The organism is Actinomadura gamaensis, assembly GCF_042652125.1.
Taxonomy (GTDB): Bacteria; Actinomycetota; Actinomycetes; order Streptosporangiales; family Streptosporangiaceae; genus Spirillospora; species Spirillospora gamaensis.
The window spans coordinates 915,141-938,403 of sequence record NZ_JBHSIT010000002.1; the positions used below are offsets into that span (position 1 = coordinate 915,141).

Consider the following 23,263-nt stretch of genomic DNA (forward strand, 5'->3'; position numbering starts at 1 on the left):
CGTCCTCCGGATCAGACGGCGGGCGGGTTGGTGATGGCGGCGGCGACCTCGCCGTGGCTGTCGCCGCCGTGCTCGTCCCAGTAGCGGCACTTGGTGCGCAGGATGACGAGCGGGTCGCGCAGGTCCGTGCCGTCCCACTCGGCGATGTCGGCGACCTCGATCTCGCCGTGGAAGAACCGCCCGCGCATGGACGCGCGGAACGCGCTCTTGAAGTCGGTGATGAACACGTCGCCGAGCTGGCGGGTCCAGAACTCCTCCAGCGTCCAGCGCGAGAACGGCTCGATCATCGACTCCTTCACCGCCTTGGCCATCAGGTAGTAGGCCATCTGGTTGAAGCAGATGTTGAACTCGACCGAGTTGAAGTGCCCGGTGTCGTCGATGTAGCAGGACTCGGGGATCTCGAACGTGCAGGCCCCGACGAGCCGGCCGCCGTCGAGCGGGTCCCCGGTGAGGGTGATCTCGATCGAGGTCAGGTACTCGCAGCGCTTGGACCGGTAGGGGGTCAGCACGCGGCGCAGCAGCTCGTCGTCGGTGGGGTAGACGCGCTGTCCGGTGTGGTCGAGCAGCTCGGTCATGCGGTCTCTCCTGATCGTTGCGCGGCGCGCAGCAGGTCGGCCACGCTCATGGTCTGGAACTCTTCGGTCGGGTCGGGCTCGGGGTCCGCGCCGGGCGGCGCGGCCTCCGGAACCTCGGGGAACAGCTCGTCCAGGAGGTGGCGGGTCAGGGCGAGGGCCGTCGGGTGGTCGAAGACGAGGGTCGCGGGGAGGCGCTCGCCGACGGTCTCGCCGAGGCCGTTGCGGAACTGGACGGCGGCGAGCGAGTCGAAGCCCATGTCGCGGAAGGACCGCTCGGGATCGACCTCGTCCGGGCCGCCGTAGCCGAGGGTGGCGGCGGCCCGGGCGCGGACGGCGTCCAGTAGCGCCTGCTCGCGGCGGGCCGGGGCCATCGCGGCGAGCCGGTCGCGCCAGCCGTCCGCGGGTTCGGCGGGCGCGGCGGCGTCGAGGACGCGCCGGGCCGGGCCGCGCACCAGGTCCCGCAGCGGATACGGAACGTCAGCACGCGACATTCCGGTCAGGTCCAGCCGGACGGGCGCGAGGAACGCGTGGTCGAGGGCTCCGGCGGCGTCCAGGAGGGCCAGGCCGTCGCCGGACGCGATGGGCAGGACGCCGTCGCGCTTCATCCGGGCGAGGTCGGCGTCGTCCAGGGCTCCGGTCATGCCGCTGGCCTCGGCCCAGAGGCCCCAGGCGAGGGACTGCGCGGGCAGGCCGTTCGCGCGGCGGTGCGCGGCGAGTCCGTCGAGGAAGGCGTTGGCGGCGGCGTAGTTGGCCTGGCCCGCGCCTCCGGTGACGCCCGCCGCCGAGGAGAACAGGACGAACGCGGTCAGATCCTGGTCGGCGGTGAGGTCGTGCAGGTGGAGCGCGGCGTCCACCTTGGGCCGCAGGACGGCCGCCAGGCGGTCGGGCGTCAGCGAGGCGAGGACGCCGTCGTCCAGGACGCCCGCGGTGTGCACGACGCCGGTGAGCGTGCGGCCCTTGAGCAGGGTCGCGAGGGCGTCGCGGTCGGCGGCGTCGCAGGCGGCGATCTCGACGCGCGCGCCCAGGACGGTGAGCGTGGCGGCCAGCTCGGACGCGCCGGGCGCGTCCGAGCCCCGGCGGCTGGTCAGCAGCAGGTCGGTGACGCCGTGCCGGGTGACCAGGTGCCGGGCGACGAGCGCGCCGAGCGTGCCGGTGCCGCCGGTGATCAGGACCGTCCCGTCGCCGAAGGCGGTCGCGGGCTTGCCGCTCCGCCCGCCGGTGACGCGGGTCAGGCGCGGACGGTACGGAACGCCGGAGCGGATCGCGATCTGCGGTTCGCCGGTCGCGAGCGCCGCGTCGATGTCGGCCTGCTCGTCACTGGAGCCGGTGTCGATGAGGACGATCCGGCCGGGGTTCTCGGTCTGCGCGCTGCGGACGAGGCCCCAGACGGCGGCTCCGGCGAGGTCGGTGACGTCCTCGTCGCGGACCTGGACCGCGCCGCGCGTGACGACGGCGAGAACCGCGTCGTCCCGGTCGCCGGCAAGCCATGCCTGGACGGTCTCCAGCGCGGAGACGGTCTCCGCGTGGACGGCCTCGGCCGCCGTCCCGGCGTTGGTGCGGTGGACGACCGAGGCGGGCGCGGAGCCGCTTCGCTCGGCGGGTGTCCAGGTGAGTTCGAACAGCGCGTCGTGCGTGGTGTCGGTTGCGGCGGACGCGGCCGGTCGCAGGACGAGCGACTCGACCGACGCGACGACGCGGCCCAAGGTGTCGGTGAGGCGCAGCGCGACCTCGTCCTCGGCGAGCCGGGTCATGCGCAGGCGGAGCGCGGCGGCTCCGGCGGCGTGCAGGTCGATGCCCGTCCAGGCGAACGGGAGGGTGACCCGGCCGGGGTCGTCGGCGAGCAGGGCGGTGGCGTGCAGCGCGGCGTCCAGCAGCGCGGGATGCAGGCCGAACCCGCTCGGGTCGGCGTCGAGGACGAGGTCGGCGAACACCTCGTCCCCGCGCCGCCACGCCGAGCGCATCCCCTGGAACGCGGGGCCGTAGGCGAGGCCGTCCGTCCCCTCGTAGAAGCCGGTCAGGTCGATCTGCTCGGCGTTCTCGGGCGGCCACGCCTCGGCCCCGGCGGGCGGTTCGGGCAGCGCGCCGGCGAGGCGGCCGACGGCGTGCCGGGTCCAGGGACGGTCCGCGGGCGCGTCCTCGGGGCGGGAGTGGATCGTGACGGTGCGCAGGTCGGCGTCCACGGCGACCTGGATCGCGACGCCGCCGCGCTCGGGCAGGACGAGCGGGGCCTCCAGGGTCAGGTCGGCGATCCGGCCGCGTCCTGCCTCATCGCCCGCGCGGACGGCCAGCTCGACGAAACCGGTGCCGGGGAACATCGCGGCTCCGCCGACGACGTGGTCGGCGAGCCAGGGCTGCGCGGCGAGCGAGAGGCGGCCGGTGAGCAGCACTCCCCCGGTTCCGGCGACCGGGACGGCCGCGCCGAGCAGCGGGTGCCCGGCCGCGACCTGCCCCACGCCGGACGCGTCGCCGGTCCGCGCCGGGACGTCCAGCCAGTAGCGTCTGCGCTGGAAGGGATAGGTGGGGAGATCGACGCGTCGGGCGCCGGTCCCGGCGAACACCGTCTCCCAGTCGACCGTCGCGCCGCGCACGTACGCTTCGGCGAGCGCGGTGGTGAAGCGGCGCGGTCCGCCCTCGTCCCGGCGGAGGGTGCCGACGAGCGCGGCGCCGGCCCCGGCGTCGTCGGCGGTCTGCTCCAGGCCGAGCAGGAGGCCCGGGTGCGGGCTGGCCTCGACGAAGATCTCGAAGCCGTCCGCGAGCAGCGCGCGCGTGGTCTCCTCGAACCGGACGGTCCGCCGCAGGTTCGTGTACCAGTACTCGGCGTCCAGGGCCGCGGTGTCGAGCGGCGCGGCGGTGACGGTCGAGTAGAACGGCACGGACGCCGTCGCCGGCGCCAGGCCGTCCAGCTCGGTGAGGATGCTGTCGCGGATCCGCTCCACGAACGCCGAGTGCGAGGCGTAGTCGACGGGGATGCGCCGCACGCGGACGTCCTCGGCTTCGAGGCGGGTCCGCAGATCGTCCAGGGCATCGGGGTCGCCCGCGACGACGGCCGAACCGGGGCCGTTGACGACGGCGAGCTGGAGGCGTCCGCCGAAATCGGCGAGGTGCTCGGCGACGCGGCCGGCGGGCAGCGCGACCGACATCATGCCGCCGCTCCCGGCCAGCTCTCGGCGGATGATCCGGCTGCGCAGGGCCACGACGCGCGCGCCGTCCGCCAGGGACAGGCCCCCGGCGACGCACGCGGCGGCGATCTCGCCCTGCGAGTGCCCGACGACGGCGGACGGCTCCACCCCGGCCGCGCGCCACGCCTCGGCCAGCGACACCATCACCGCCCACAGGACGGGCTGGACGACGTCCACGGCGTCGAGCGAGGGGGCGCCGTCCGCGCCGCGCAGCACGTCGAGCAGGTCCCATTCGACGTACGGTTCGAGGGCCTTGGCGCATTCGGCGAGGCGGGCGGCGAAGGCGGGCGAGTGCTCCAGGAGCTCGACGCCCATGCCCTGCCACTGCGAGCCCTGGCCGGGGAAGACGAACACGGCCCGGTCGTCGCCGCGCGGCGTGCCCCGGACGACGCGGTCGGACGCGTCGCCCGCCGCGAGCGCGTCGAGCCCGGCGAGCAGGCCGTCCCGGCCGGCGTCCACGATCACGGCGCGGTGCTCCAGCGCCGCGCGGCCCCGGACGAGCGACGCGGCGACGTCCACCTCGTCCATCCCGTTGCCGTCCGCGCCGTCGCCGTCCGCGCCGTCGCCGTCCGCGCCGTCGCGGAGGAGCGTCGCGATGCGGGCGGCCTGGGCGCGCAGCGCGTCCGGCGAGGCGGCCGAGAGGTTCAGCGGCACGACCGGCGGACGGGTGCCGCGCGGCTCGGGCGCGCCCGCGGGCGGGGCCTCCTCCAGGACGACGTGTGCGTTGGTGCCGCTCACGCCGAACGACGAGACGCCGGCGCGGCGCGGACGGCCCAGCGCGGGCCAGGGGCGGGCCTCGGTCAGCGTCTCGACCGCGCCCTCGGTCCAGTCGATGTGCGGGGACGGGTCGTCGGCGTAGAGCGTGCGCGGCAGCGTGCCGTGCCGCATCGCCTCGACCATCTTGATCACGCCCGCGACGCCGGCGGCGGCCTGCGTGTGCCCGATGTTCGACTTGACCGAGCCGAGCCACAGCGGGTCGCCCGCGCGGTCCTGCCCGTAGGTGGCCATGAGCGCCTGCGCCTCGATCGGGTCGCCGAGGGTGGTGCCGGTGCCGTGGCCCTCGACGGCGTCCACGTCGGCGGGCGCGAGGCCCCCGGCCGCGAGCGCCTGCCTGATCACGCGCTGCTGGGACGGCCCGTTCGGCGCGGTCAGCCCGTTGGACGCGCCGTCCTGGTTGACCGCGCTGCCCCGCACGACCGCGAGGATCGGACGGCCGTTGCGGCGCGCGTCCGACAGCCGCTCCAGCAGCAGCATGCCCGCGCCCTCGCCCCAGCCGGTGCCGTCGGCGGCGGCCCCGAACGCCTTGCAGCGTCCGTCGGCGGCCAGGCCGCTCTGAAGGCTCATGTCGACGAACGTCTCGGGTGTCGCCATGACGGTCACGCCGCCCGCGAGCGCAAGGCCGCACTCCCCCGCGCGCAGCGCCTGGATCGCCCAGTGCAGCGCGACCAGCGACGACGAGCACGCGGTGTCAACGGTGACGGCCGGGCCTTCGAGGCCGAGCGTGTAGGCGACGCGTCCGGACGCGACGCTGCCCGCGCTGCCGTTGCCGATGAAGCCCGCGACGTCCTCGGGGATGCTCCCGAGGCGCAGCGCCCAGTCGTGGTACATCACCCCGGCGAACACGCCGGTCGCGCTGCCGCGCAGGCTGCTCGGGTCGATCCCCGCGCGTTCGAGGGCCTCCCAGCCGATCTCCAGCAGCAGCCGCTGCTGCGGGTCCATGGCCAGGGCCTCCTTCGGGCTGACGCCGAAGAAGCCGGGGTCGAAGTCGGCGGCGTCGTGCAGGAACCCGCCCTCGCGGACGTAGGTGGTGCCGAACCGGCCGGGCTCCGGGTCGTAGATCTCGTCCAGGTTCCAGCCGCGGTCGCCGGGGAACTCGGTGATGGCGTCGGCGCCGTCCGCGACGAGCCGCCACAGCTCCTCGGGGGACGTGACGCCGCCCGGGTAGCGGCAGGCCATCCCGACGATCGCGATCGGCTCGTCCGCGATGGGTCGTGCGGGCCGCTCGGTCCGCGCCGGCGCGCTCGCTCCCCGGACCTTCTCCAGCAGGTGGTCGGCCAGGGCGCGCGGCGTCGGGTGGTCGAAGATCAGGGTCGAGGTGAGCCGGAGGCCGGTCGCGGTGCCGAGCGCGTTGCGCAGCTCGACGGCGGCGAGCGAGTCGAAGCCGAGGTCGCTGAACGCGCGGCGCGGGTCGATCGCGGACGCGCCGTCGTGGCCGAGGACGGCGGCGACCCGTCCGCGCACGAGGTCCAGGACGATCCGGTCGCGGTCGGCCTCGGCGACGCCGCTCAGCCGGTCGGCGAGCGTCCCGCCGCCGGTGTCCCGAGCGGCGGCGGCCGTCGCGCGGCGCGCGGGTGCGCGGACCAGGCCGCGCAGCATCGGCGGCACCCCGTCCGGACGCGCCCGGAGCGCGGCGGCGTCGTAGCGCAGCGGGACGAGCGCGGGCACGCCGGTTCGGAGCGCCTCGTCGAACAGCGCCAGGTTCTCTTCCGGGCTGAGCGCGGGCAGCCCCGAACGCTCGGCGCGACGGAGGGTGACCTCATCCAGGAGCGCGCCCATGCCGACGTCGCCCGCCCACAGGTTCCAGGCGAGGGACGTCGCGGGCAGACCCTCTTGCGCGCGGTGCGCGGCGAGGGCGTCGAGGAAGGCGTTGGCGGCGGCGTAGTTGCCCTGGCCGGCCGACTCCAGGGTTCCGGCGGCGGAGGAGAACAACACGAACGCCGTCAGCGGCAGGTCGCGGGTCAGCTCGTGCAGGTGCCACGCGCCGTCCGCCTTGCCGTGGAAGACCGTTTCGACCTGCTCGCGGGTGAGCGAAGCGGTCAGGCCGTCCGCGACGACCCCGGCGGTGTGCACGACGCCGGTCAGCGGGTGCTCGGCGGGGATCGCGCCGATCAGCGCGGCGAGGGCGTCGCGGTCGGCGACGTCGCACGCGGCGATCGTCACGGCCGCGCCGAGCGCGGTGAGCTCGGCGGCGAGTTCGGACGCGCCGGGGGCGTCGGGTCCGCGGCGTCCGGTGAGGAGCAGGTGCCGGACGCCGTGTTCCGCGGCCAGGTGCCGGGCGACCAGTCCGCCGAGTCCGCCCGTCCCGCCGGTGATGAGGACGGTGCCGTCCGGGCTCCACGGGGACGGGCCGTCCGCGGCGGGCGTCCGGGCCAGGCGCGGAACGCGCACGGTGCCGTCCCGGTGGGCGAGCTGGGGCTCCCCGGAGGCGAGGGAGGCCCGCAGCTCGTGCTCGGGAACGTCGCGGTCGGTGTCGACCAGGACGAACCGGTCGGGGTTCTCCGCCTGCGCCGCGCGGACGAGCCCCCACACCGGCGCGAGCGTCATGCCGCCGAACGCGTTCCGGGTGACGACCGCGAGCCGCGTCTCATCGCGCAACGCACTCTGAAGCAGGTCGAGGACGTGCAGCGTCGCCGCCTGCGCGGCTTCGGCGGGCGTGCCGTCGAACCGCTCGGGCACGTACGCGATCTCGAAGTCGTCGGCTTCGGCCGCTTCGCGGACGCGCGCGTCGGCCCACTCGACGCGCAGCAGCGAGCCGCCGCGCCGTTCCGAGGACCGGAGCCCGTCCGCATCGACAGGCCGTTGCACCAGCGACCGGACCGTGGCGACCGGCGCGCCCGTGTCGTCGGCGAGATCGACCGAGACGGCGTACGGCCCGGCGGGCGCGACGCGGACGCGCACGGACGACGCGCCGGACGCGTGCAGCTCCACGCCCACCCACGCGAACGGCAGCCGCACCCGGCCGTCGTCGGGGCCCTCGGCGGCGTGCAGCGACGCGTCCAGCAGCGCCGGGTGCAGGCCGAAGCGGTCGGCCTCGCCGTTGAGGACGACTTCGGCGAACACCTCGTCCCCGCGCCGCCACGCGGCCCGGACGTTCTGGAACGCGGGCCCGTAGGCGTAGCCCTGCTCGGCCTGCCGTTCGTACAGGCCGTCCACGTCGAGCGGCTCGGCGCCGGCGGGCGGCCACTGGGTGAGCGGGACCGGAACCGACTCCGACTGCTCGGCGAGCAGGCCGGACGCGTGCCGCGTCCACGACCCGTCGCCGCCGGACGGACGCGAGAAGATCTCGACCGGGCGGCGGTCGGTCGCGTCCGGCGCGCCGACGACCACCTGGATCTCGGTGGTCGCGTCGGCGGCGAGCGGCAGCGGCGTCTCCAGGGTCAGCTCGTCCAGGACGGGATGGCCCGCCTCGTCCCCGGCGCGGATCGCCAGCTCGACGAACGCGGTGCCGGGCAGCACGAGCGACCCGCCGATGACGTGGTCGGCGAGCCAGCCCTGCGAGCGCGGCGACAGGCGGCCGGTCAGGACGAGCCCGTCGCTGCCCGCGAGGCTCACGGCCGTGTCGAGCAGCGGGTGCCCGACCGCGCCGGGACGGTCCCCGGCGTCCAGCCAGTACCGGCGGCGCTGGAAGGCGTAGGTGGGCAGGGCGACGCGGCGCGCGCCGCGTCCGGCGAAGAAGGCCTCCCAGTCGACGGAGACACCGCGCGCGTGCGCGAGGCCGAGCGCCGTGACGGCCTGCCGCTCCTCGCCGTGCCCGTCGCGCAGGAGGGCGGCGAAGGCGGCGTCGCCGTCGATGCAGTCGCGGCCGAGCGCGGACAGGACGGCGTCCGGCCCGAGTTCGAGGTAGGTGGTGACGCCCGCCTCGTCCAGGCGGCGCATCCCGTCGGCGAACCGGACGGCCTCGCGGACGTGCCGCACCCAGTACTCCGCGTCGAACGCCTCGACCGGCTCACCGGTCAGGTTCGACACGACCGGGATGCGCGGCGGCGCGTGGTCGAGGGTCTCGGCGATGCTCCGGAAGGTGTCGAGCATCGGGTCCATCAGGACGGAGTGGAAGGCGTGCGAGACGCGCAGGCGGCGCGTCTTGCGGCCCTGCTCGGTGAAGCGCCGGCCGGCGGCGAGCACGAGGTCCTCGTCGCCCGAGAGCACGACCGACGTCGGGCCGTTCACGGCCGCTATGCCGATCCGGTCGGTCAGGTAGGGGGCGACCTCGTCCTCGGTGACCTGGACGGCGACCATCGCCCCGCCGGACGGGAGCTCCTGCATGAGCTGCCCGCGCGCGCCCACGAGGAGCGCCGCGTCCGCGAGGCTCAGCGCTCCGGCGCAGTGCGCGGCGGCGATCTCGCCGATCGAGTGGCCGAGCAGGTGGTCGGGCGTGACGCCCCACGACTCCAGCAGCCGGAACAGCGCGACCTCGATCGCGAACAGCGCGGCCTGCGCGTACCGGGTCTGGTCGAGCAGCCCGGCGTGCGGCGTGCCGGGCTCGGCGAACAGCACGTCGCCGAGCGGCTCGTCCAGGTGGACGTCCAGGTGGTCGGCGGCGTCCTGCAGCGCCTTCGCGAACGCCGGGAACGCGCGGACCAGCTCGCGGCCCATGCCGGGCCGCTGGCTGCCCTGGCCGGTGAACAGGAACGCGGTCCGGCCCCGGTCGGCGAGCGTCGAGCCGGTGACCAGGCCCGGCGCGGTCCCGCCGGCGGCGAGCGCGGTGAGCGCGCGGCGCAGCTCCTCCCGGTCGGCGGCGGTGATCGTCGCGCGGTCGCGGAGCGCGGCGCGCGTGGTCGCGGCCGAGTACGCCAGGTCTCGCGGGGACGTGTCGTCCAGGACGGTCAGGAGACGTTCGGCCTGACCGCGCAGCGCGTCCTCGCCCTGGGCCGAGACGACGACCGGGACGATGCGGCCGTCGTCTCCCTGCGCGGGCGCGTCCTGCGCGGACGCGACCTGCGCGGACGGCTCCTGCGCGGGCGCGTCCTGCGCGGACGGCTCCTGCGCGGACGGTTCCTGCGCGGGCGGTTCCTCGATGATGACGTGCGCGTTCGTGCCGCTCGCGCCGAACGACGAGACGCCCGCGCGGCGCGGCGCGTCCCCGGGCTCCCACGCGGCGGGTTCGGTGAGCAGCCGGACGGTCCCGGCCGACCAGTCGACGTGCGGGGTCGGCTCGTCCACGTGCAGGGTCCGGGGCAGGCGGCCGTGCCGCATCGCCTGGACCATCTTGATCACACCGGCGGCCCCGGCGGCGGCGCCGGTGTGCCCGATGTTGGTCTTCACCGAGCCGAGCCACAGCGGCGCGTCCGGCGTGTGGGCGCGCCCGTAGACGTTGACGATCGCGCGGCCCTCGATGGGGTCGCCGAGCGTGGTGCCGGTGCCGTGCGCCTCGACCGCGTCCACCTCGCCGGGGGTGAGTCCGGCGTCGGCGAGCGCGGAGCGGATGACGCGCTGCTGGGCGAGGCCGTTGGGCGCGGTGAGGCCGTTGCTCGCGCCGTCCTGGTTGATCGCGGTGCCGCGGACGACGGCGAGCACCGGACGCCCCTCGCGGACCGCGTCCGAGAGCCGGGCCAGCACGAACACCCCGGCGCCCTCGGCGAAGCAGGTCCCGTCGGCGGACGCGGCGAACGCCTTGATCCGGCCGTCCGGCGCCAGCCCGCGCTGGCGGCTGAACGTGGTGAACGTCCCCGGGCTGGAGATCACGGTCACGCCGCCCGCGAGCGCCAGGCCGCACTCGCCGCGCCGCAGCGACTGGACGGCCAGGTGCAGCGCGGTCAGCGAGCCCGAGCACGCGGTGTCCACGGTGAGCGTCGGGCCTTCGAGGCCGAGCGTGTAGGCGACGCGTCCGGACACGACGCTGGGCAGGTTGCCCGCCATGACGTAGCCGTCGATGCCGTCCGGGGCCTCGTGCGCGCGCGGGCCGTACTCGTGCGGCTCGACGCCGATGAACACGCCGGACGGCGTGCCGCGCAGGCGGCCCGGATCGATCCCGGCCCGCTCCAGCGCCTCCCAGCAGGTCTCCAGCAGAAGCCGCTGCTGCGGGTCCATGGCCAGCGCCTCTTTGGGGCTGATCTGGAAGAACCCGGCGTCGAAGTCGGCGGCGTCCGGCATGAACCCGCCGCGCCGCACGTAGCTCTTCCCGGTCGCGGACGGGTCGGGGTCGTAGAGTCGGTCGAGGTCCCAGCCGCGGTCGGCGGGGAAGTCGGTGAGCACGTGCGTGCCGTCGTCGAGCAGCCGCCACAGCTCGTCCGGGCCGGTGACGCCGCCGGGGAAGCGGCAGCCGATCCCGACGATCGCGATCGGCTCGTCGTCGCGGACGGACCGTGCCGCGACCGGCCGCGCCGCGGCGGCCTCGTCGGGCGCGTCCGCGGTCCCGCCGAGGACGGCGGCCAGGTGCCGGGCCAGCGCGGCGGGCGTCGGATGGTCGAACGCGATCGTGACGGGCAGCTCGGCGTCGAGGCGTCCGGCCAGCTCCGCGCCGAGCCGCCGGTGCAGCTGCACGAGGCCCAGCGAGTCCAGGCCCGCTTCGAGGAAGGGGCGGTCGGCGGCCACGGCCGCCTCGCGGTCGGCGGCGGGAGCGCCCTCGGCGGCCCCGCGGCCGTCGTGGGCGCCCGGATCGGCGTCGCGCAGCACGGCGGCGGCCTGTGCCAGCACGAGGTCCAGCAGCGCGGCGGTCCCCGGCTCGGTCATGTGTGAACTCCGCAGGTCAGAGGTGATCGGGTCAGGACGCCGCGAGGGCGGTCAGGGCGGCGCGGTCGACCTTGCCGTTGGTGGTCAGCGGGAACTCGGGGACGACGTGCACCCCCTGCGGGATCATGTAGCCGGGCAGCGCGGCGCGGCAGAACGTCACCAGCTCCCTGGTCTCGGGGGCGGCGTCCGGTCCGTGCGTGACGAAGGCGTGCAGGCGGGGGTCGTCGCCCGGGCGCGGCACGAGCAGCACCACGGCCCCGGTGACGCCGGGGAACTCGCCGATGCGGCGCTCGATCTCGCCGAGTTCGACGCGGTTGCCGCGGATCTGCACCTGCGAGTCGGCGCGTCCGCGGAAGTACAGCTCGCCGTCCGGGCCGCGCGAGGCGAGGTCCCCGGACTTGAAGACGAGCCGTCCCGACCCGGGGTCGAGCGGGTCGGGGACCACGGCCCGGCGGGTGGCGTCGGGGTCGTCCCAGTAGCCGGAGAACAGCGACGGCGTGTGCAGGTGGATCTCGCCGACCTCGCCGGGCTCGTCCACGGGTCCGCCGTCGGCGCCGACGAGCGTCATCTCGGCGCCGGCGAAGGCGTGGCCGATCGACAGGCGGTCGACGCCGGCGGGCAGCGGGTTCGGGACGCGGGTGAACGACGCGGCCATGGTCTCGGTCGCGCCGTAGGCGTTGGTGAAGCGGACCTCGGGGAGCAGCTTCTGGAGGCCGCGCAGCTCGTCCAGCGGGAAGTCCTCGCCGGAGAACAGGATGCCGCGCAGCCCGTTCCCGCCCAGCTCGGCCAGCACGCCCGGATCGTGCCTGAGCACCGGCCGCCAGATGGACGGCACGCCGTTGACCTGCGTCGCTCCCGTCTCGCGCAGGTACGCGGCGAAGCGGCGCGGCCAGTTCAGCCGGTCGCGCGGGACGGGGACGAGCGCCGCGCCGTGGCTCAGCGCGAACCCGATGTCGAACAGCGCGAAGTCGAACTGGAGCGGCGAGGTGCTCGCCACCCGGTCGCCGGCGGTGATCAGCCCCTCGGCCTCGGCGCCGCGCAGGAACGCGATGACGCCGCGGTGGCTCATCACCACGCCCTTGGGACGGCCCGTCGTGCCCGAGGTGAAGATGATGTACGCGGTGTCGACCGGCGTCACGACGCGGCGCCGGCGCACCCGCGGGGCGGGCGCGCGCTCGACGGTCAGGCCGGACGCGTCGAACCGGGCGGTTCCGACGGAGCCGGGGACGCCGGTGCGTTCGCCGTCCGCCGCCTGGAGGTGCAGCGCGGGCCGGGCGGACTCGATGATCGTCTGGAGCCGCTCGTCGGGGGTCTCGGGGCTCGCCGGAATGAACGCCACGCCCACGGTCGCGCAGGCGAGCAGCGCCGCGACGGCGTCCGCGCCGTTGTCGGCCTCCAGGATCACCCGGTCGCCGACGTCCAGGCCGAGCGCGTCGAGATCCGCGGCGAGCAGGTCGGCGCGGCGCTCCAGCTCGCCGTAGGTGACGGTCTCGACGCCGCCTCCCGGCGCCGGCTGGACCACGGCCGGACGCTCCGGGGCCGTCCGGGCGGCGGCCAGCAGATGGCTCCGCAGGTTGTCCACCGCGGCGTGCGCCCGAGCCGGACGCGTGCCGGCATGCGCCCGGGCCGGACGCGCTCCATTCGGGCTCATGCCCACCCTCCGATTCGGCCTTCGCATCGAATACGGGAGTTTTTCTAACAGGGCTGTTCGCGGCCCCACAACCACCCCTGACGGCGGGCGCCCGGGGTTAGGGGGCACTAGGGGTTATCGGCCGCTCGGAGGCGCGGCGAGACTGACCGCCAACAATGGACTTCCGGATGCTACGCAACGAAAAGGGAATTGCAAACATGTCGGCGATCGTCTTTCCCGGAATCGGTCCCGCGCGGTTCGCCGACGCGGCCCGCTTCCTGGCCGCCAGCCCCTTCGCCCGGCCGCTCGTCGCCGAGGCCGACAAGGTGCTCGGCTACCCGCTGCCGGCCCGCCACCGGGAGGCCGAGGCGAGCGGCGAGCAGGGCGCCTACCCCGAGCCGGCGCGGATCTCCTTCCTGGTCGCCTGCCTGGCGCTGGCCGACTGGGCCGTCGCCGAGCACGGCCTGGAGCCGGTCGCCTGCGCCGGCGCCAGCTTCGGCGGGACGGCCGCCGCCGTCCACGCCGGCGCGGTGCCGTTCGCCGACGCCGTGGCCATGACCGCCGAGTGGGGCCGCCGCGTGGACGCCTACTTCGAGCGCGAGCACCGCGACGTCGCGACCCAGTCGTTCGCCCGCGTCGGTCCCGACCACCTCGCCGAGATCCGCGCCGAGCTGGACGCGGAGGGCGAGTGGAACGAGGTCGCCTGCCACGTCGACGACGACTTCCACATGCTGTCGGTGCGCGAGGACGCGTTGGACTGGCTGCAAGCACGGATTCGCTCGGCGGGCGGCCTGCCCCTGTACGTGATGCGTCCGCCGATGCACTCCACCGCGTTCGCCGCGCTGCGCGAGGAGATCGCGGCTGAGGTGCTCGCGGACGTCCCGTTCGCCGACCCGGTGATCCCGATCGTGTCCGACCACGACGGCTCGCTGGTCCGGACGGCCGAGGGCGTGCGGACGCTGCTGCTGGACGCGGTCGTCCGGACCGTCCGCTGGCCGGACGTCGTGGCGACGCTGCGCGGCCTCGGCGTCTCGCGCGTGGTCGTCGCGGGCCAGGACGCGCTGTGGGGCCGCGTGGACGTCATGACCAGGTCGTTCGAGATCGTCGCGGCGAAGCCGGAGACGGCGATGCGACCGCGCCGGCGCAGCGCGATCGCATAGTCCGTGCGTTCCCCGACGCGGGTCAGCGCAGGGCGGTCAGGGTCTTCCAGAGCGTCGCGGGGGTGGCGAAGTTGGTGACGTCGAGGGCGTCGTCCACGAACCGGACCGAATACGTCTCCTCCAGTCCGGAGAGCAGCGCGACCATGCCCATGGAATCGAGTCCGAAATCGCGCAGGCTGAGGTCGGCGGAGAATTCATCGTCCGGCCCCAGCAGCGGAATGTGTGTGCGGAGCAACTGCTCGAAAGGCTCGTCCCACATGCGGGCTCCCCTGGTTTTCCCGGCGTTCACCGAATGGTCTGCGACGACCACAACCTAGGTGTCGCCGTTCGGCGGCCGACACCCCTTAGACACCCCTTTTCTCGGAGGAGGAACAATGACCCGGACACCCGTAGCGGGGATCGGGCTGCACGACCGGTTCGCGCGCGGGCTGGCGCTCGCGCCGGACCGCACCGCGATCCGCGCGGACGACGGGAGCCTCAGCTACGAGGCCCTGCACGAGGCCGCGCTGCGCCGCGCGGGCGCGATCGTCGCGCACGGCGAGCCGCGCGCGGTGGCCGTCCTCGCGGACAAGAACCTCACCGCGTACGCCGGGCTGCTCGCGGCGCTGTACGCGGGCGCGACGGTCGTCCCGCTGAACCCGCGTTTCCCGGCCGAGCGCACCCGCTCCATGCTGGAGGCGTCGGGGGCGTCGCTGGTGATCGCCGACGACACGGGGCGCGCGGCGCTGGCCGGTACCGGCCTCGACCTGCCCGTTCTCGCCGACTCCAACTCCGGCTCCGGCTCCGGCTCCGATTCCGGCTCCGGCTCCGGCTCCGGCGCCCCGCCGCTGTCCGCGCCGCGGCGGGTCGAGGCGTCCGATGTCGCGTACATCCTGTTCACGTCCGGTTCGACGGGCCGTCCGAAGGGCGTGCCGATCACGCACGGCGCGAACGCGCACTACTTCGCGCTGATGGACGAGCGCTACGACTTCGGCCCGTCCGACGTGTTCTCCCAGACCGTGGACCTGAACTTCGACTGCGCGATGTTCGAGCTGTTCTGCGCCTGGGGCAGCGGCGCGTCCGCGCACGCGATCCCCGCCGCCGCCTACCGGGACATGCCCGCGTTCCTCGCCTCCCGGCGGATGACGGTCTGGTTCTCGACGCCGAGCGGCATCGCGTTCGTCCGGAGGATGGGCGGCCTGGCGCCGGGCGCCATGCCCACGCTGCGCTGGAGCTTCTTCGCGGGCGAGGCGCTGCTGTGCGCGGACGCCGCCGACTGGCAGGCCGCCGCGCCGAACGCGCGGATCGAGAACCTGTACGGGCCGACCGAGCTGACGATCACGGTCACGGGCCACCGCTGGTCCCCCGGCGAGTCGCCGCGGCGCGCGGTGAACGGCGTGGTGCCGATCGGGGCCGTCCACCCGGGGCACGAGCACCTGCTCCTGGACGGCGACGAACCGGACGAGGGCGAACTCTGCATCGCCGGGCCGCAGCTGACGCCGGGCTACCTCGACCCGTCCGACGACGAGGGCCGCTTCCTGGAGCGCGACGGCCGCCGCTGGTACCGGACGGGCGACCGCGTGCGCCGCCTCCCGGACGGCGAGTTCCTCTACCTCGGCCGCCTGGACGCGCAGGTGCAGGTGCACGGCTGGCGCGTCGAGCTGGCCGAGGTCGACCACGCCGTCCGGCAGTGCGCCGGCGTGCGCAACGCGGTCACCGTCACCCGCCCGGACGCGGACGGCGGCCTCGAACTCGTCGTCTACTACACCGGCGAGCCCGTCGCCCCCGTCACGCTGCGCCGGGAGCTGGCCGCGCACCTCCCCGAGGGGATGCTGCCGCGCGTCTTCCGGCACGTCACCGAGTTCCCGCTGAACTCCAACCGGAAGGTGGACCGTGGACGCCTCGCCCGCCGGGCCGCGTCCGACGCGAGCTGACCGTCCGAGGTCACCGGGCGAGCGCCGAGCCGCCGGCCGCGGCCCCGGACGCCCGGTCGGGAGTGCCGGACGACCGGTCAGGGCTGCCGGACGACCCGCCGGGAGCGCTGGACGACCGGCCGACGCTCTCCACGACGGCCCGGAGCGCCTCGGCGAGCGAGGCGCCGGTGGGCGCGTGCTCGGGGTCGATGAGCCACTGCGTCATCGCCCCGCTGAGCAGCGCGTGGTAGAACTGCCCGACCGCCGCCTCGGTGTGCTCGGGCAGCTCCGCGCCGTCCATGAGCAGCACGACCAGGCCGCGCTGCGCGCGCTGCTGCGCCTCGGCGAAGAACCGTCGCACCTCCGGGACGTGGTCGAGCTGGGTGATCGCGTCGAACTGCGCGCTCCACAGCGGGCGGTGCCGCTCGAACAGCTCGATCACGCGGGTCCAGGTGCGCTCGAAGCGTCCGATCGGGTCGGCGGGCAGGTCCCCGACGTCGGCGAGCGCGGCCTCCAGCTCGTGCCCCCACTCCTCCGCGGCGGCCATGATCGCCGCGTTGAGCAGCGCCTCCTTGGAGCCGTAGTGGTAGCCGATGGACGCCAGGTTCGCGCCCGACGCCTCCACGATGTCCCGCGCGGTGGTGCGGGCGTAGCCCTTCTCGAACAGGCAGCGCTTCGCCCCGGCCAGCAGGTCCTCCCGGTGTCCCATGGCGGGATTCTAGCCGTCCGGTCATAGATCTGTCTTAGACGGACGTCCTATACATAATCTGTCATAGACAAATCTATAAGACAGATCTAGAGTCGGCGTCATGACCGGTACGCAAGCGCGAGCGGGGCGCAGGGAGTGGATCGGCCTGGCCGTCCTCGTCCTCCCGGTCCTGCTGATCTCGATGGACATGACGGTGCTGTACTTCGCGGTGCCGTTCCTCAGCGCCGCCCTGGAGCCGAGCGCCACCCAGCAGCTCTGGATCGTGGACGTCTACGCGTTCCTGCTCGCGGGCCTGCTCATCACCATGGGCACCCTCGGCGACCGCATCGGACGCCGCCTGCTCCTGCTCGCCGGTGCCGTCGCGTTCAGCGCCGCCTCCCTCGCCGCCGCCTACGCGAGCAACGCGGAACTGCTCATCACCGCCCGCGCGGTCATGGGCGTCGCGGGGGCGGTGCTGGCGCCGTCCACGCTGGCGCTGATCCGCAACATGTTCCGCGACCCGGGCCAGCGCCGCACGGCCATCGCCGTCTGGACGGCCGGCTTCTCCGGCGGCGCGGCCGTGGGCCCGATCGTCTCCGGGCTGCTGCTGCAGAAGTTCTGGTGGGGCTCGGTTTTCCTGGTCAACCTGCCGGTCATGGCCGTCCTGCTGATCCTCGGACCGATCCTGCTCCCCGAGTACAAGGACCCGAGACCGCGCCGTTTCGACCTGCTCGGCGCGCTGCTCTCCCTCGCGGCCGTCCTGCCGATCATCTACGGGATGAAGAAGCTGGCCACGGACGGCTTCTCATGGCCCCCCACCGCGATCCTCGTCGCCGGGGCGGTCGCGGCCGTCCTCTTCGTCGTCCGGCAGCGGACGGCCCGGGACCCGCTCATCGACCTGTCCCTGTTCCGCAACCGCGGCTTCAGCGCGTCCCTCCTGGTGAACCTGTTCACGCTGTTCGCGATGGTCGGGTTCGCGCTCTTCTCGACGCAGTGGCTCCAGCTCGTCAACGGCCTGAGCCCGCTGAAGGCCGCCCTCTGGTCCCTCCCCGCGCCCGTCTCGGTCGGCGTCGCGACCTCGCTCGCCGCCGCCCTCGCGAAGAAGATCCGCGCCGCCTACATCATCGGCGGCGGCCTGGTCATCGCCGCCGCGGGCTTCGCCATCATGACCCAGACGAAGGCCGACTCCAGCCTCGCGCTCGTCGTGACCGGCGCGACCGTCCTCGCCGCCGGAGCGGGCGTGGCGCTCACCCTCACCGCCGACATGATCGTCTCCGCCGCGCCCCCGGAGCGCGCCGGCGCCGCCTCCGCCCTCTCCGAGACCAGCAACCAGCTCGGCGGCGCGCTGGGCGTGGCGATCCTCGGCAGCATCGGCACCGCCATCTACACGCGGGACGTCGCGAACGCCGCGTCCGGCCTGCCCCCCGAAGCCCGCCACGCCGCGAAGGGCACCCTCGGCGGAGCCAAGGAGGTCGCCGCCCACCTGCCCGCCGCCGAAGGCGGCCACCTCCTGTCCACCGCCGAGGACGCCTTCACCCACGGCATGGCCGTCAACGCCTGGGCGGGCGGCGCGCTCATGCTCGCCGGCGCTCTGGCCGCCGTCCTGTTCCTCCGCACGGTCAAGCCCCCGGCCGCCGAACCCGGCGCCCCGGAACCCGCCCCCGAGCCGGAGCCCGTCCCCCGCCCATGACCACGAGGTGTCATCGCGACCTGACAAGATGGCCCCATGGAACGTGTGCTCGGAATCGGCGGCTACTTCCTGCGCGCCGCCGACCCTGCGGCCCTGAGCGCCTGGTACCGCGACCACCTGGGCCTGGACACCGCCGAACAGGGCCTCTGGCACCAGGCCCCCGGCCCGACGGTCTTCGCGACCTTCGAGCCCGACACCGACTACTTCGGCTCCCCCACCCAGCAGGCCATGCTCAACTTCCGCGTCCGCGACCTGGACGCGATGCTCGCCCAGCTCCGGGCGAAGGGCGCCGCCGTCTCCCCCGAGGTCCAGGAGATGCCGGGCGTCGGCCGCTTCGGCTGGGTCACCGACCCCGAAGGCAACCGCATAGAACTCTGGCAACCCGACGCCACCCGCACACCCCCCGGCTGAAACGGGAGCATTGACAGGCCCTCCCGCCGCGTGTGATCGTCGGCGCCGGTAGCGGAGGGTCCCTGTCGCCGTTCATCCGGGAGGCGTTCTGTGACGACCAGTACCACCTCGGCCGTGTGTCCCTTCGCGTTTCCCTTTCCGCCCGACGATGACCCGACCGCGCCACCCGCGGTCCCGACGTCCGGCGAGAGTTCCCGCGTCGTCCCGATCGCCCTGCCCGACCGGCCTGACGGACGGCCCGCCGACCTCGTCGGCTCGTCCTCGGCGGCGTGGTACGTCACCGGGTACGAGCTCGTGCGCCGCGTCCTGCGGGAAACGGAGACGTTCTCGCGCGAACACGGCGATGACGTCCACCCCTATCTGCGCCTCAGCCCGCTCATCATGGGCTGGGACGGAGAACACCACCGGGCGCTGCGCTCGCTGGTCGCGCGCGAGTTCACCCCGCGCCGGATCGCCCTGCAGCGCCCCGTCCTCGAAGCGCTGACGGACCGGCTCCTGGACGCGATGGCCGCTTCCGGCGAACCCGCCGACCTCGTCGAGGCGCTGGCGATGCCGCTGTCGCTCCACGCCGTCGGAGAAGTCCTCCAGACCCCTGAAGAGGACCGGGGCCGGTTCCGGCAGTGGGGCGACATGTTCATCTCCACCGGCCCCGATCGCGCTCGGGAGGCCGAGACCGCCCTGCGCGAGATGACCGCCTACGTCGCGCGGCGCATGGAACGGCTCGGCGACCGCGACGACAGCGCCCTGGCCCGCACGTTGCAGGCGGCCGACGAGCGAGGCATCGACCACGCCGAGGCCGCACTGCTCGTCAGCAGCATGGTGACCGCCGCGTGGGAGACCACCGCCGGAGCCCTCTCCTGCCTGCTCTACAAGCTGCTCACCACCACCTGGGACGGAACGCTTCTCTACCGCCACCTGTGCCTGACCCCGGACGCCATTCCCGGCACCATTCACGAAACGCTCCGTACCGTTCCCAACGGCACCCTCGAAACGGCACAGCCGCGGCGGGCCATGCGCGACGTCGAACTGGACGGCGTCCAGGTCCGAGCGGGGGACATCGTCGTCCCGGCGATCGACCAGGCCGACCGCGACCCGGACGTGTGGGACGACCCCGACCGCTACGACATCACCCGCACCCCGCGTCCGCTTCTCACCTTCGGCCACGGACCTCACGTCTGCCTGGGCGAACACCTCGCGGTTCTGGAACTCAACGTCGCGGTCGAGCGCCTGACCACGCGCTTCCCGGCGCTGCGCCTGGCCGCCCCTCCGACCGAGATCACCTGGAACGCGGCAACGACCGTCCGCCGCCCGCTGGCCCTCCCGGTCACCTGGTCCTCCCCCGCCACCTCGCAGAAAACCCGCTGACGACCACCTCTTTGGGCAACGGCACGTGCGTCGGCTGGGTCTTCGCCGCGCCGGAACTCGGACGCACCGCCCCCGCGGCGGACCCGGACGCCGAGACCGTCCATCAGATCTGACCGCTTCCGTTACGAAGGCCTTGCGCGTCCCCGCGCAGGGCCTTTGTACGTTCCTACGCCGAACGGCGTATGCGGCAAGCCTCCCGCCGTACGACGACGACGGCGGTGACGGCCTCCGACGATGATGCGACGCCATCACGAGGAGGACAGCCCTGTGACAACGCGGACGACCCCTGCCAGCACGCCCCGGACCGCCATCGGAGGCGCCCGGGGCCGCCACCGGACGCTCCTGATCGCCACCTGCCTCGCGCTGGTCCTGGTCGCCGCAAGCGACGAGGCCACCGGCTACGACGGGCCGGGCCCGTTCATCGACCTGGCGTTCGCCGCGCTGACCGCGCTGGTCCGATGGCGGTTCACGCCGCTGCTCGTCGTCCCCATGAGCGTCTTCCTGCTCGTCGGAGGGCTCGCCTCGTCCGAGTTCGCGTCCCGGCTGGCCGAGCCGCGGCACGTCCTGGAATTCACCGCCGGCTGGCTCCAGATGCTCGGCCTCCTCGCCGCCGCCGTCCTGGCGGCGGCCTGCGTCGCGCACGCCCGGCGCACCTCCCGCTGACCCATCGAGAAGGGATCCGCACGTGTTCCGCACATCTCAACTGAACCGCAACACCCTCGCCATGTTCGCCGGCCTCCTCGTCGGCATCGTGGGCCTGGTCGTGCAGTGGATCGCCGACCCGGCCAAGTTCTCCGAAGCCGTCCCGCCGCTCGGCAAGGCCTTCCCGCCCGGCATCGCCTTCATCGTCGGGGCCGCGCTGCTGACGCTGCTCACCGCCCGCTGGTGGTGGCACGCCGTCTTCGGGGCGTTCATCGGGTTCTGGATCGTCGGCGTCGGCACCATCGCCGGACAGCTGACCCCGAACCTGACCTCGCACAACGCCGGCACCGTGGCAGGCAACGCCATCATGGCCGTCGGCCTCGCCTCGGCGGTCGTCACCGGCGTCCTCAGCATGGTCACCGCCCGACGCGCCCGCCGGACCGTCCGCACCGCCCCGGCCCCGGCCCGCCAACGCCAGAACGGATGACTCAGGCGCGGAAGCAACCCGGCGCCCCCTGGGCAGGACGGCGGGCGCGGGCCACGCTCTCGAAGATCACTGACCGGCTGCTCACCGAAGGAGGCGGTCGGTGAAGCCTGCGTCCACGAGACGGCGGTAGGCACCTTCTACTCGGGCGGGGACTTCCTGCGGGATCGCGAAGCCTCGCTCCGGGTAGAGCATGATGCGTTGCGTGTCGCCAACCAGCATGTTGATGACGCGGTTCGCGTCGCCGATCGACTCGATGTAGTCGTCCAGGGGCAGCGGACGGGACGCGCAGACGACGTCCAGGTCGGGCCAGAGCTTCTTCGCCGTGGAGTAGGCGCGGCGCTGCTGGTAGGGGCGCGAAATCAGGATCGCAGAGCGGACTCCGATCCCCTTGTCCGCGAGGAGCTTCCCGGTCAGCTCGATGTTCTGCCCGGTGTTGGTGGCCGCGGGTTCGACCAGGATCGCTTCGGCCGGAACTCCCAGGTCGATGGCGTGTTCGCGGTAGTGGACCGCTTCTCCGCGCGGGAAGCGGTCCACGGTCGTCGGCGCGTTGGCCCCCGTGAAGACGATGCGGGGGAACATGCCCCGCCGGTACAGCTCGGCGGCGAAGGTGGCCACGCCGAGGTCGTGGCTGCCGAGACCGATGCCCACGTCACACGGCCGCAGCACGTACCGCATGTCGTGATAGTCCCACAGAGTCTCGACGTCCTCGCGGAGGTGCGGGGGCAGCGACGCGTCCTGCACGGTGCTCCTTGGTCGGGGACCTCGACGGTATCCGACCGGAGAGAACGCCGGCGGGAAGGACGGAGGCCCTGCGCGTGGCTGGGCGGGGCCTCCGTCGCGGGGGTCAGTGTTCGAGGGTTACGGGGAGGGTGGCGAAGCCGGTCAGGCCCATGGTGTCGCGGCGTTCGGGGGTGCCGGCGATCTCGATGTGGGAGAAGGTGTCGATGAGGGCGGGGAAGAGCTCGGCGCCTTCGATGCGGGCCAGGTTGCCGCCCATGCAGTAGTGGGCGCCGGCGCTGAGGCTGAGGTTGGGGCCGTCGTCGCGGGTCAGGTCGAGGCGGTGGGGGTCGGGGTACTTGCGGGGGTCGCGGTTGGCGGCGCCGAGGAGGGCGAGGACGTGGGCGCCCTCGGGGATCTCGGTGCCGCCCAGCTCGACGGGGCGGGTCGTGATGCGGCTCGTGGCGGCGGTGTGGGCGGTGTGGCGGAGGAGCTCGTCGACGGCGGACGCGGTGATGGACTTGTCCTCGCGCCAGCGCCTCAGCTCGTCCGGGTGCTCGATGAGGGCGACGACGCCGGTCGCGATGAGGTTGGTGGTGGCGGCGAAACCGGCGGTGAACAGGAACGCCGCCAGTGCCATCAGCTCGTCCTCGTCGAGGCGGCCCTCGTCGGCGCCCTGGACGATGGACGTCATGAGGTCGTCGCGGGGTTCGGCGCGGCGGGCGTCGATGGTCTCCTGGAGCCTGGCGGTGAGCTCCTCGACGGCGGCGTCGGCGCGGACGAGGTCCTCCTCGGGGTAGAGGCCGGACCAGACGCGGGACCAGTCGTCGGCGAGCTCCTGGAAGCGCTTGCCGTCGGCGTGCGGGAGGCCGAGCATCTCGCTGATGACGGCGACGGGGAACGGCTCGGCGAGGACGGCGACGAGGTCCACGGGCTCGCCGCCCGCGGCCTGCTCCTCGATCTGCGCGAGGTAGCCCTTCATCAGCCGCTCGACGGCCGGTCGCATCTTCTTGATCTTGTTCGGGGTGAAGACCTTGCCGGCCACGCCGCGGATGCGGCCGTGGTCGGGGTTGTCGAGGGTGACCATGGAGTTGAGGTAGAGGCGCAGGGACGGGTGGTCCGCCCAGTCCTCGCGCAGGACGGTCGCGGCGCGCGGGCCGCTGTTGGTGTCGGGCATGCGCAGGAACGCCGTCACCTCGTCGTAGCCGGACAGGGCCCACAGGCCGAGCGCGGCGCTGTGGTGGACGCGGTTCGCCGATTGGAGCGTCTCGTAGAGCGGGAAAGGATCGGCGGGCTGCGGAGGCGTGAACAACGTGATGAGGGCGTCGTCTGCCTGCCGCGCAGTGGTGTTCGTTTCCACGGACAACGTGGGCTCCCG

Annotated in this window: 14 protein-coding genes; 7 read left to right on the forward strand and 7 right to left on the reverse strand. The window is 74.2% G+C overall.

Going from position 1 to position 23,263, the window contains the following annotated elements; genetic code table 11:
* Window positions 1–11: 11 nt before the first annotated feature.
* The 3 genes from ACFPCY_RS09710 to ACFPCY_RS09720 are packed head-to-tail and all read right to left on the reverse strand — an operon-like array spanning window position 12 to window position 12,854.
* Window positions 12–575 (reverse strand): FcoT family thioesterase, encoded by a 564-nt coding sequence (locus tag ACFPCY_RS09710; RefSeq protein WP_378253467.1) that lies wholly within the window; start codon window positions 573–575, stop codon window positions 12–14.
* Window positions 572–11,203: an SDR family NAD(P)-dependent oxidoreductase gene (locus ACFPCY_RS09715; protein ID WP_378253469.1), complete on the reverse strand. Its 10,632-nt coding sequence runs from the start codon at window positions 11,201–11,203 to the stop codon at window positions 572–574. The genes ACFPCY_RS09710 and ACFPCY_RS09715 overlap by 4 nt, the downstream gene beginning before the upstream one ends.
* Window positions 11,204–11,234: 31 nt before the next feature.
* Window positions 11,235–12,854 (reverse strand): AMP-binding protein, encoded by a 1,620-nt coding sequence (locus tag ACFPCY_RS09720; protein WP_378253471.1) that lies wholly within the window; start codon window positions 12,852–12,854, stop codon window positions 11,235–11,237.
* A gap of 197 nt (window positions 12,855–13,051) precedes the next feature.
* Here ACFPCY_RS09720 and ACFPCY_RS09725 point away from each other — a divergent pair, with 197 nt between their 5' ends.
* On the forward strand, window positions 13,052–13,993 hold the full coding sequence (locus ACFPCY_RS09725; RefSeq protein ID WP_378253472.1) for an ACP S-malonyltransferase: 942 nt from the start codon (window positions 13,052–13,054) through the stop codon (window positions 13,991–13,993).
* A gap of 22 nt (window positions 13,994–14,015) precedes the next feature.
* On the opposite strand, the gene ACFPCY_RS09730 is transcribed toward ACFPCY_RS09725, so the two are convergent.
* Window positions 14,016–14,252 carry an acyl carrier protein gene (locus tag ACFPCY_RS09730; protein ID WP_378253474.1) on the reverse strand — a complete coding sequence of 79 codons (237 nt, stop codon included), beginning with the start codon at window positions 14,250–14,252 and terminating at the stop codon, window positions 14,016–14,018.
* Between the two features lie 115 nt (window positions 14,253–14,367).
* Here ACFPCY_RS09730 and ACFPCY_RS09735 point away from each other — a divergent pair, with 115 nt between their 5' ends.
* The gene (locus ACFPCY_RS09735; protein WP_378253476.1) at window positions 14,368–15,906 is read left to right on the forward strand and encodes an AMP-binding protein; all 1,539 of its coding nucleotides are present in this window, start codon (window positions 14,368–14,370) and stop codon (window positions 15,904–15,906) included.
* A 10-nt stretch (window positions 15,907–15,916) separates the two neighbouring features.
* Here ACFPCY_RS09735 and ACFPCY_RS09740 read toward each other — a convergent pair whose 3' ends face one another.
* Window positions 15,917–16,594 (reverse strand): TetR/AcrR family transcriptional regulator, encoded by a 678-nt coding sequence (locus ACFPCY_RS09740; protein ID WP_378253478.1) that lies wholly within the window; start codon window positions 16,592–16,594, stop codon window positions 15,917–15,919.
* Between the two features lie 100 nt (window positions 16,595–16,694).
* Between ACFPCY_RS09740 and ACFPCY_RS09745 the strand changes: the two genes are divergently transcribed.
* The 5 genes from ACFPCY_RS09745 to ACFPCY_RS09765 all read left to right on the forward strand — a co-directional run bounded on the left by ACFPCY_RS09745 (window position 16,695) and on the right by ACFPCY_RS09765 (window position 21,168).
* Window positions 16,695–18,263 carry an MFS transporter gene (locus ACFPCY_RS09745; protein ID WP_378253480.1) on the forward strand — a complete coding sequence of 523 codons (1,569 nt, stop codon included), beginning with the start codon at window positions 16,695–16,697 and terminating at the stop codon, window positions 18,261–18,263.
* A gap of 36 nt (window positions 18,264–18,299) precedes the next feature.
* A complete protein-coding gene (locus ACFPCY_RS09750) occupies window positions 18,300–18,674 on the forward strand; it encodes a VOC family protein (RefSeq protein ID WP_378253482.1) in 375 nt (124 codons plus the stop codon).
* Window positions 18,675–18,764: 90 nt separating this feature from the next.
* Window positions 18,765–20,039, forward strand: coding sequence for a cytochrome P450 (locus tag ACFPCY_RS09755; protein WP_378253484.1), 1,275 nt, complete (start codon window positions 18,765–18,767; stop codon window positions 20,037–20,039).
* Window positions 20,040–20,306: 267 nt separating this feature from the next.
* A complete protein-coding gene (locus ACFPCY_RS09760) occupies window positions 20,307–20,702 on the forward strand; it encodes a hypothetical protein (protein ID WP_378253486.1) in 396 nt (131 codons plus the stop codon).
* Between the two features lie 22 nt (window positions 20,703–20,724).
* Window positions 20,725–21,168 (forward strand): hypothetical protein, encoded by a 444-nt coding sequence (locus ACFPCY_RS09765; protein ID WP_378253488.1) that lies wholly within the window; start codon window positions 20,725–20,727, stop codon window positions 21,166–21,168.
* Window positions 21,169–21,249: 81 nt separating this feature from the next.
* Here ACFPCY_RS09765 and ACFPCY_RS09770 read toward each other — a convergent pair whose 3' ends face one another.
* Both ACFPCY_RS09770 and ACFPCY_RS09775 read right to left on the reverse strand, forming a co-directional pair.
* Window positions 21,250–21,909, reverse strand: coding sequence for a YdcF family protein (locus ACFPCY_RS09770; RefSeq protein ID WP_378253490.1), 660 nt, complete (start codon window positions 21,907–21,909; stop codon window positions 21,250–21,252).
* A gap of 103 nt (window positions 21,910–22,012) precedes the next feature.
* Window positions 22,013–23,245, reverse strand: a complete 1,233-nt coding sequence (locus ACFPCY_RS09775) for a cytochrome P450 (protein WP_378253781.1) — start codon at window positions 23,243–23,245, stop codon at window positions 22,013–22,015.
* Between the last annotated feature and the right edge of the window lie 18 nt (window positions 23,246–23,263).

Bases quoted from the DNA above. Each gene is read 5' to 3' on its own strand.
- ACFPCY_RS09710 (WP_378253467.1), bottom strand. From the start codon at position 575: ATGACCGAGCTGCTCGACCACACCGGACAGCGCGTCTACCCCACCGAC.
- ACFPCY_RS09715 (WP_378253469.1), bottom strand. From the start codon at position 11,203: ATGACCGAGCCGGGGACCGCCGCGCTGCTGGACCTCGTGCTGGCACAG.
- ACFPCY_RS09720 (WP_378253471.1), bottom strand. From the start codon at position 12,854: ATGAGCCCGAATGGAGCGCGTCCGGCCCGGGCGCATGCCGGCACGCGT.
- ACFPCY_RS09725 (WP_378253472.1), top strand. From the start codon at position 13,052: ATGTCGGCGATCGTCTTTCCCGGAATCGGTCCCGCGCGGTTCGCCGAC.
- ACFPCY_RS09730 (WP_378253474.1), bottom strand. From the start codon at position 14,252: ATGTGGGACGAGCCTTTCGAGCAGTTGCTCCGCACACACATTCCGCTG.
- ACFPCY_RS09735 (WP_378253476.1), top strand. From the start codon at position 14,368: ATGACCCGGACACCCGTAGCGGGGATCGGGCTGCACGACCGGTTCGCG.
- ACFPCY_RS09740 (WP_378253478.1), bottom strand. From the start codon at position 16,594: ATGGGACACCGGGAGGACCTGCTGGCCGGGGCGAAGCGCTGCCTGTTC.
- ACFPCY_RS09745 (WP_378253480.1), top strand. From the start codon at position 16,695: ATGACCGGTACGCAAGCGCGAGCGGGGCGCAGGGAGTGGATCGGCCTG.
- ACFPCY_RS09750 (WP_378253482.1), top strand. From the start codon at position 18,300: ATGGAACGTGTGCTCGGAATCGGCGGCTACTTCCTGCGCGCCGCCGAC.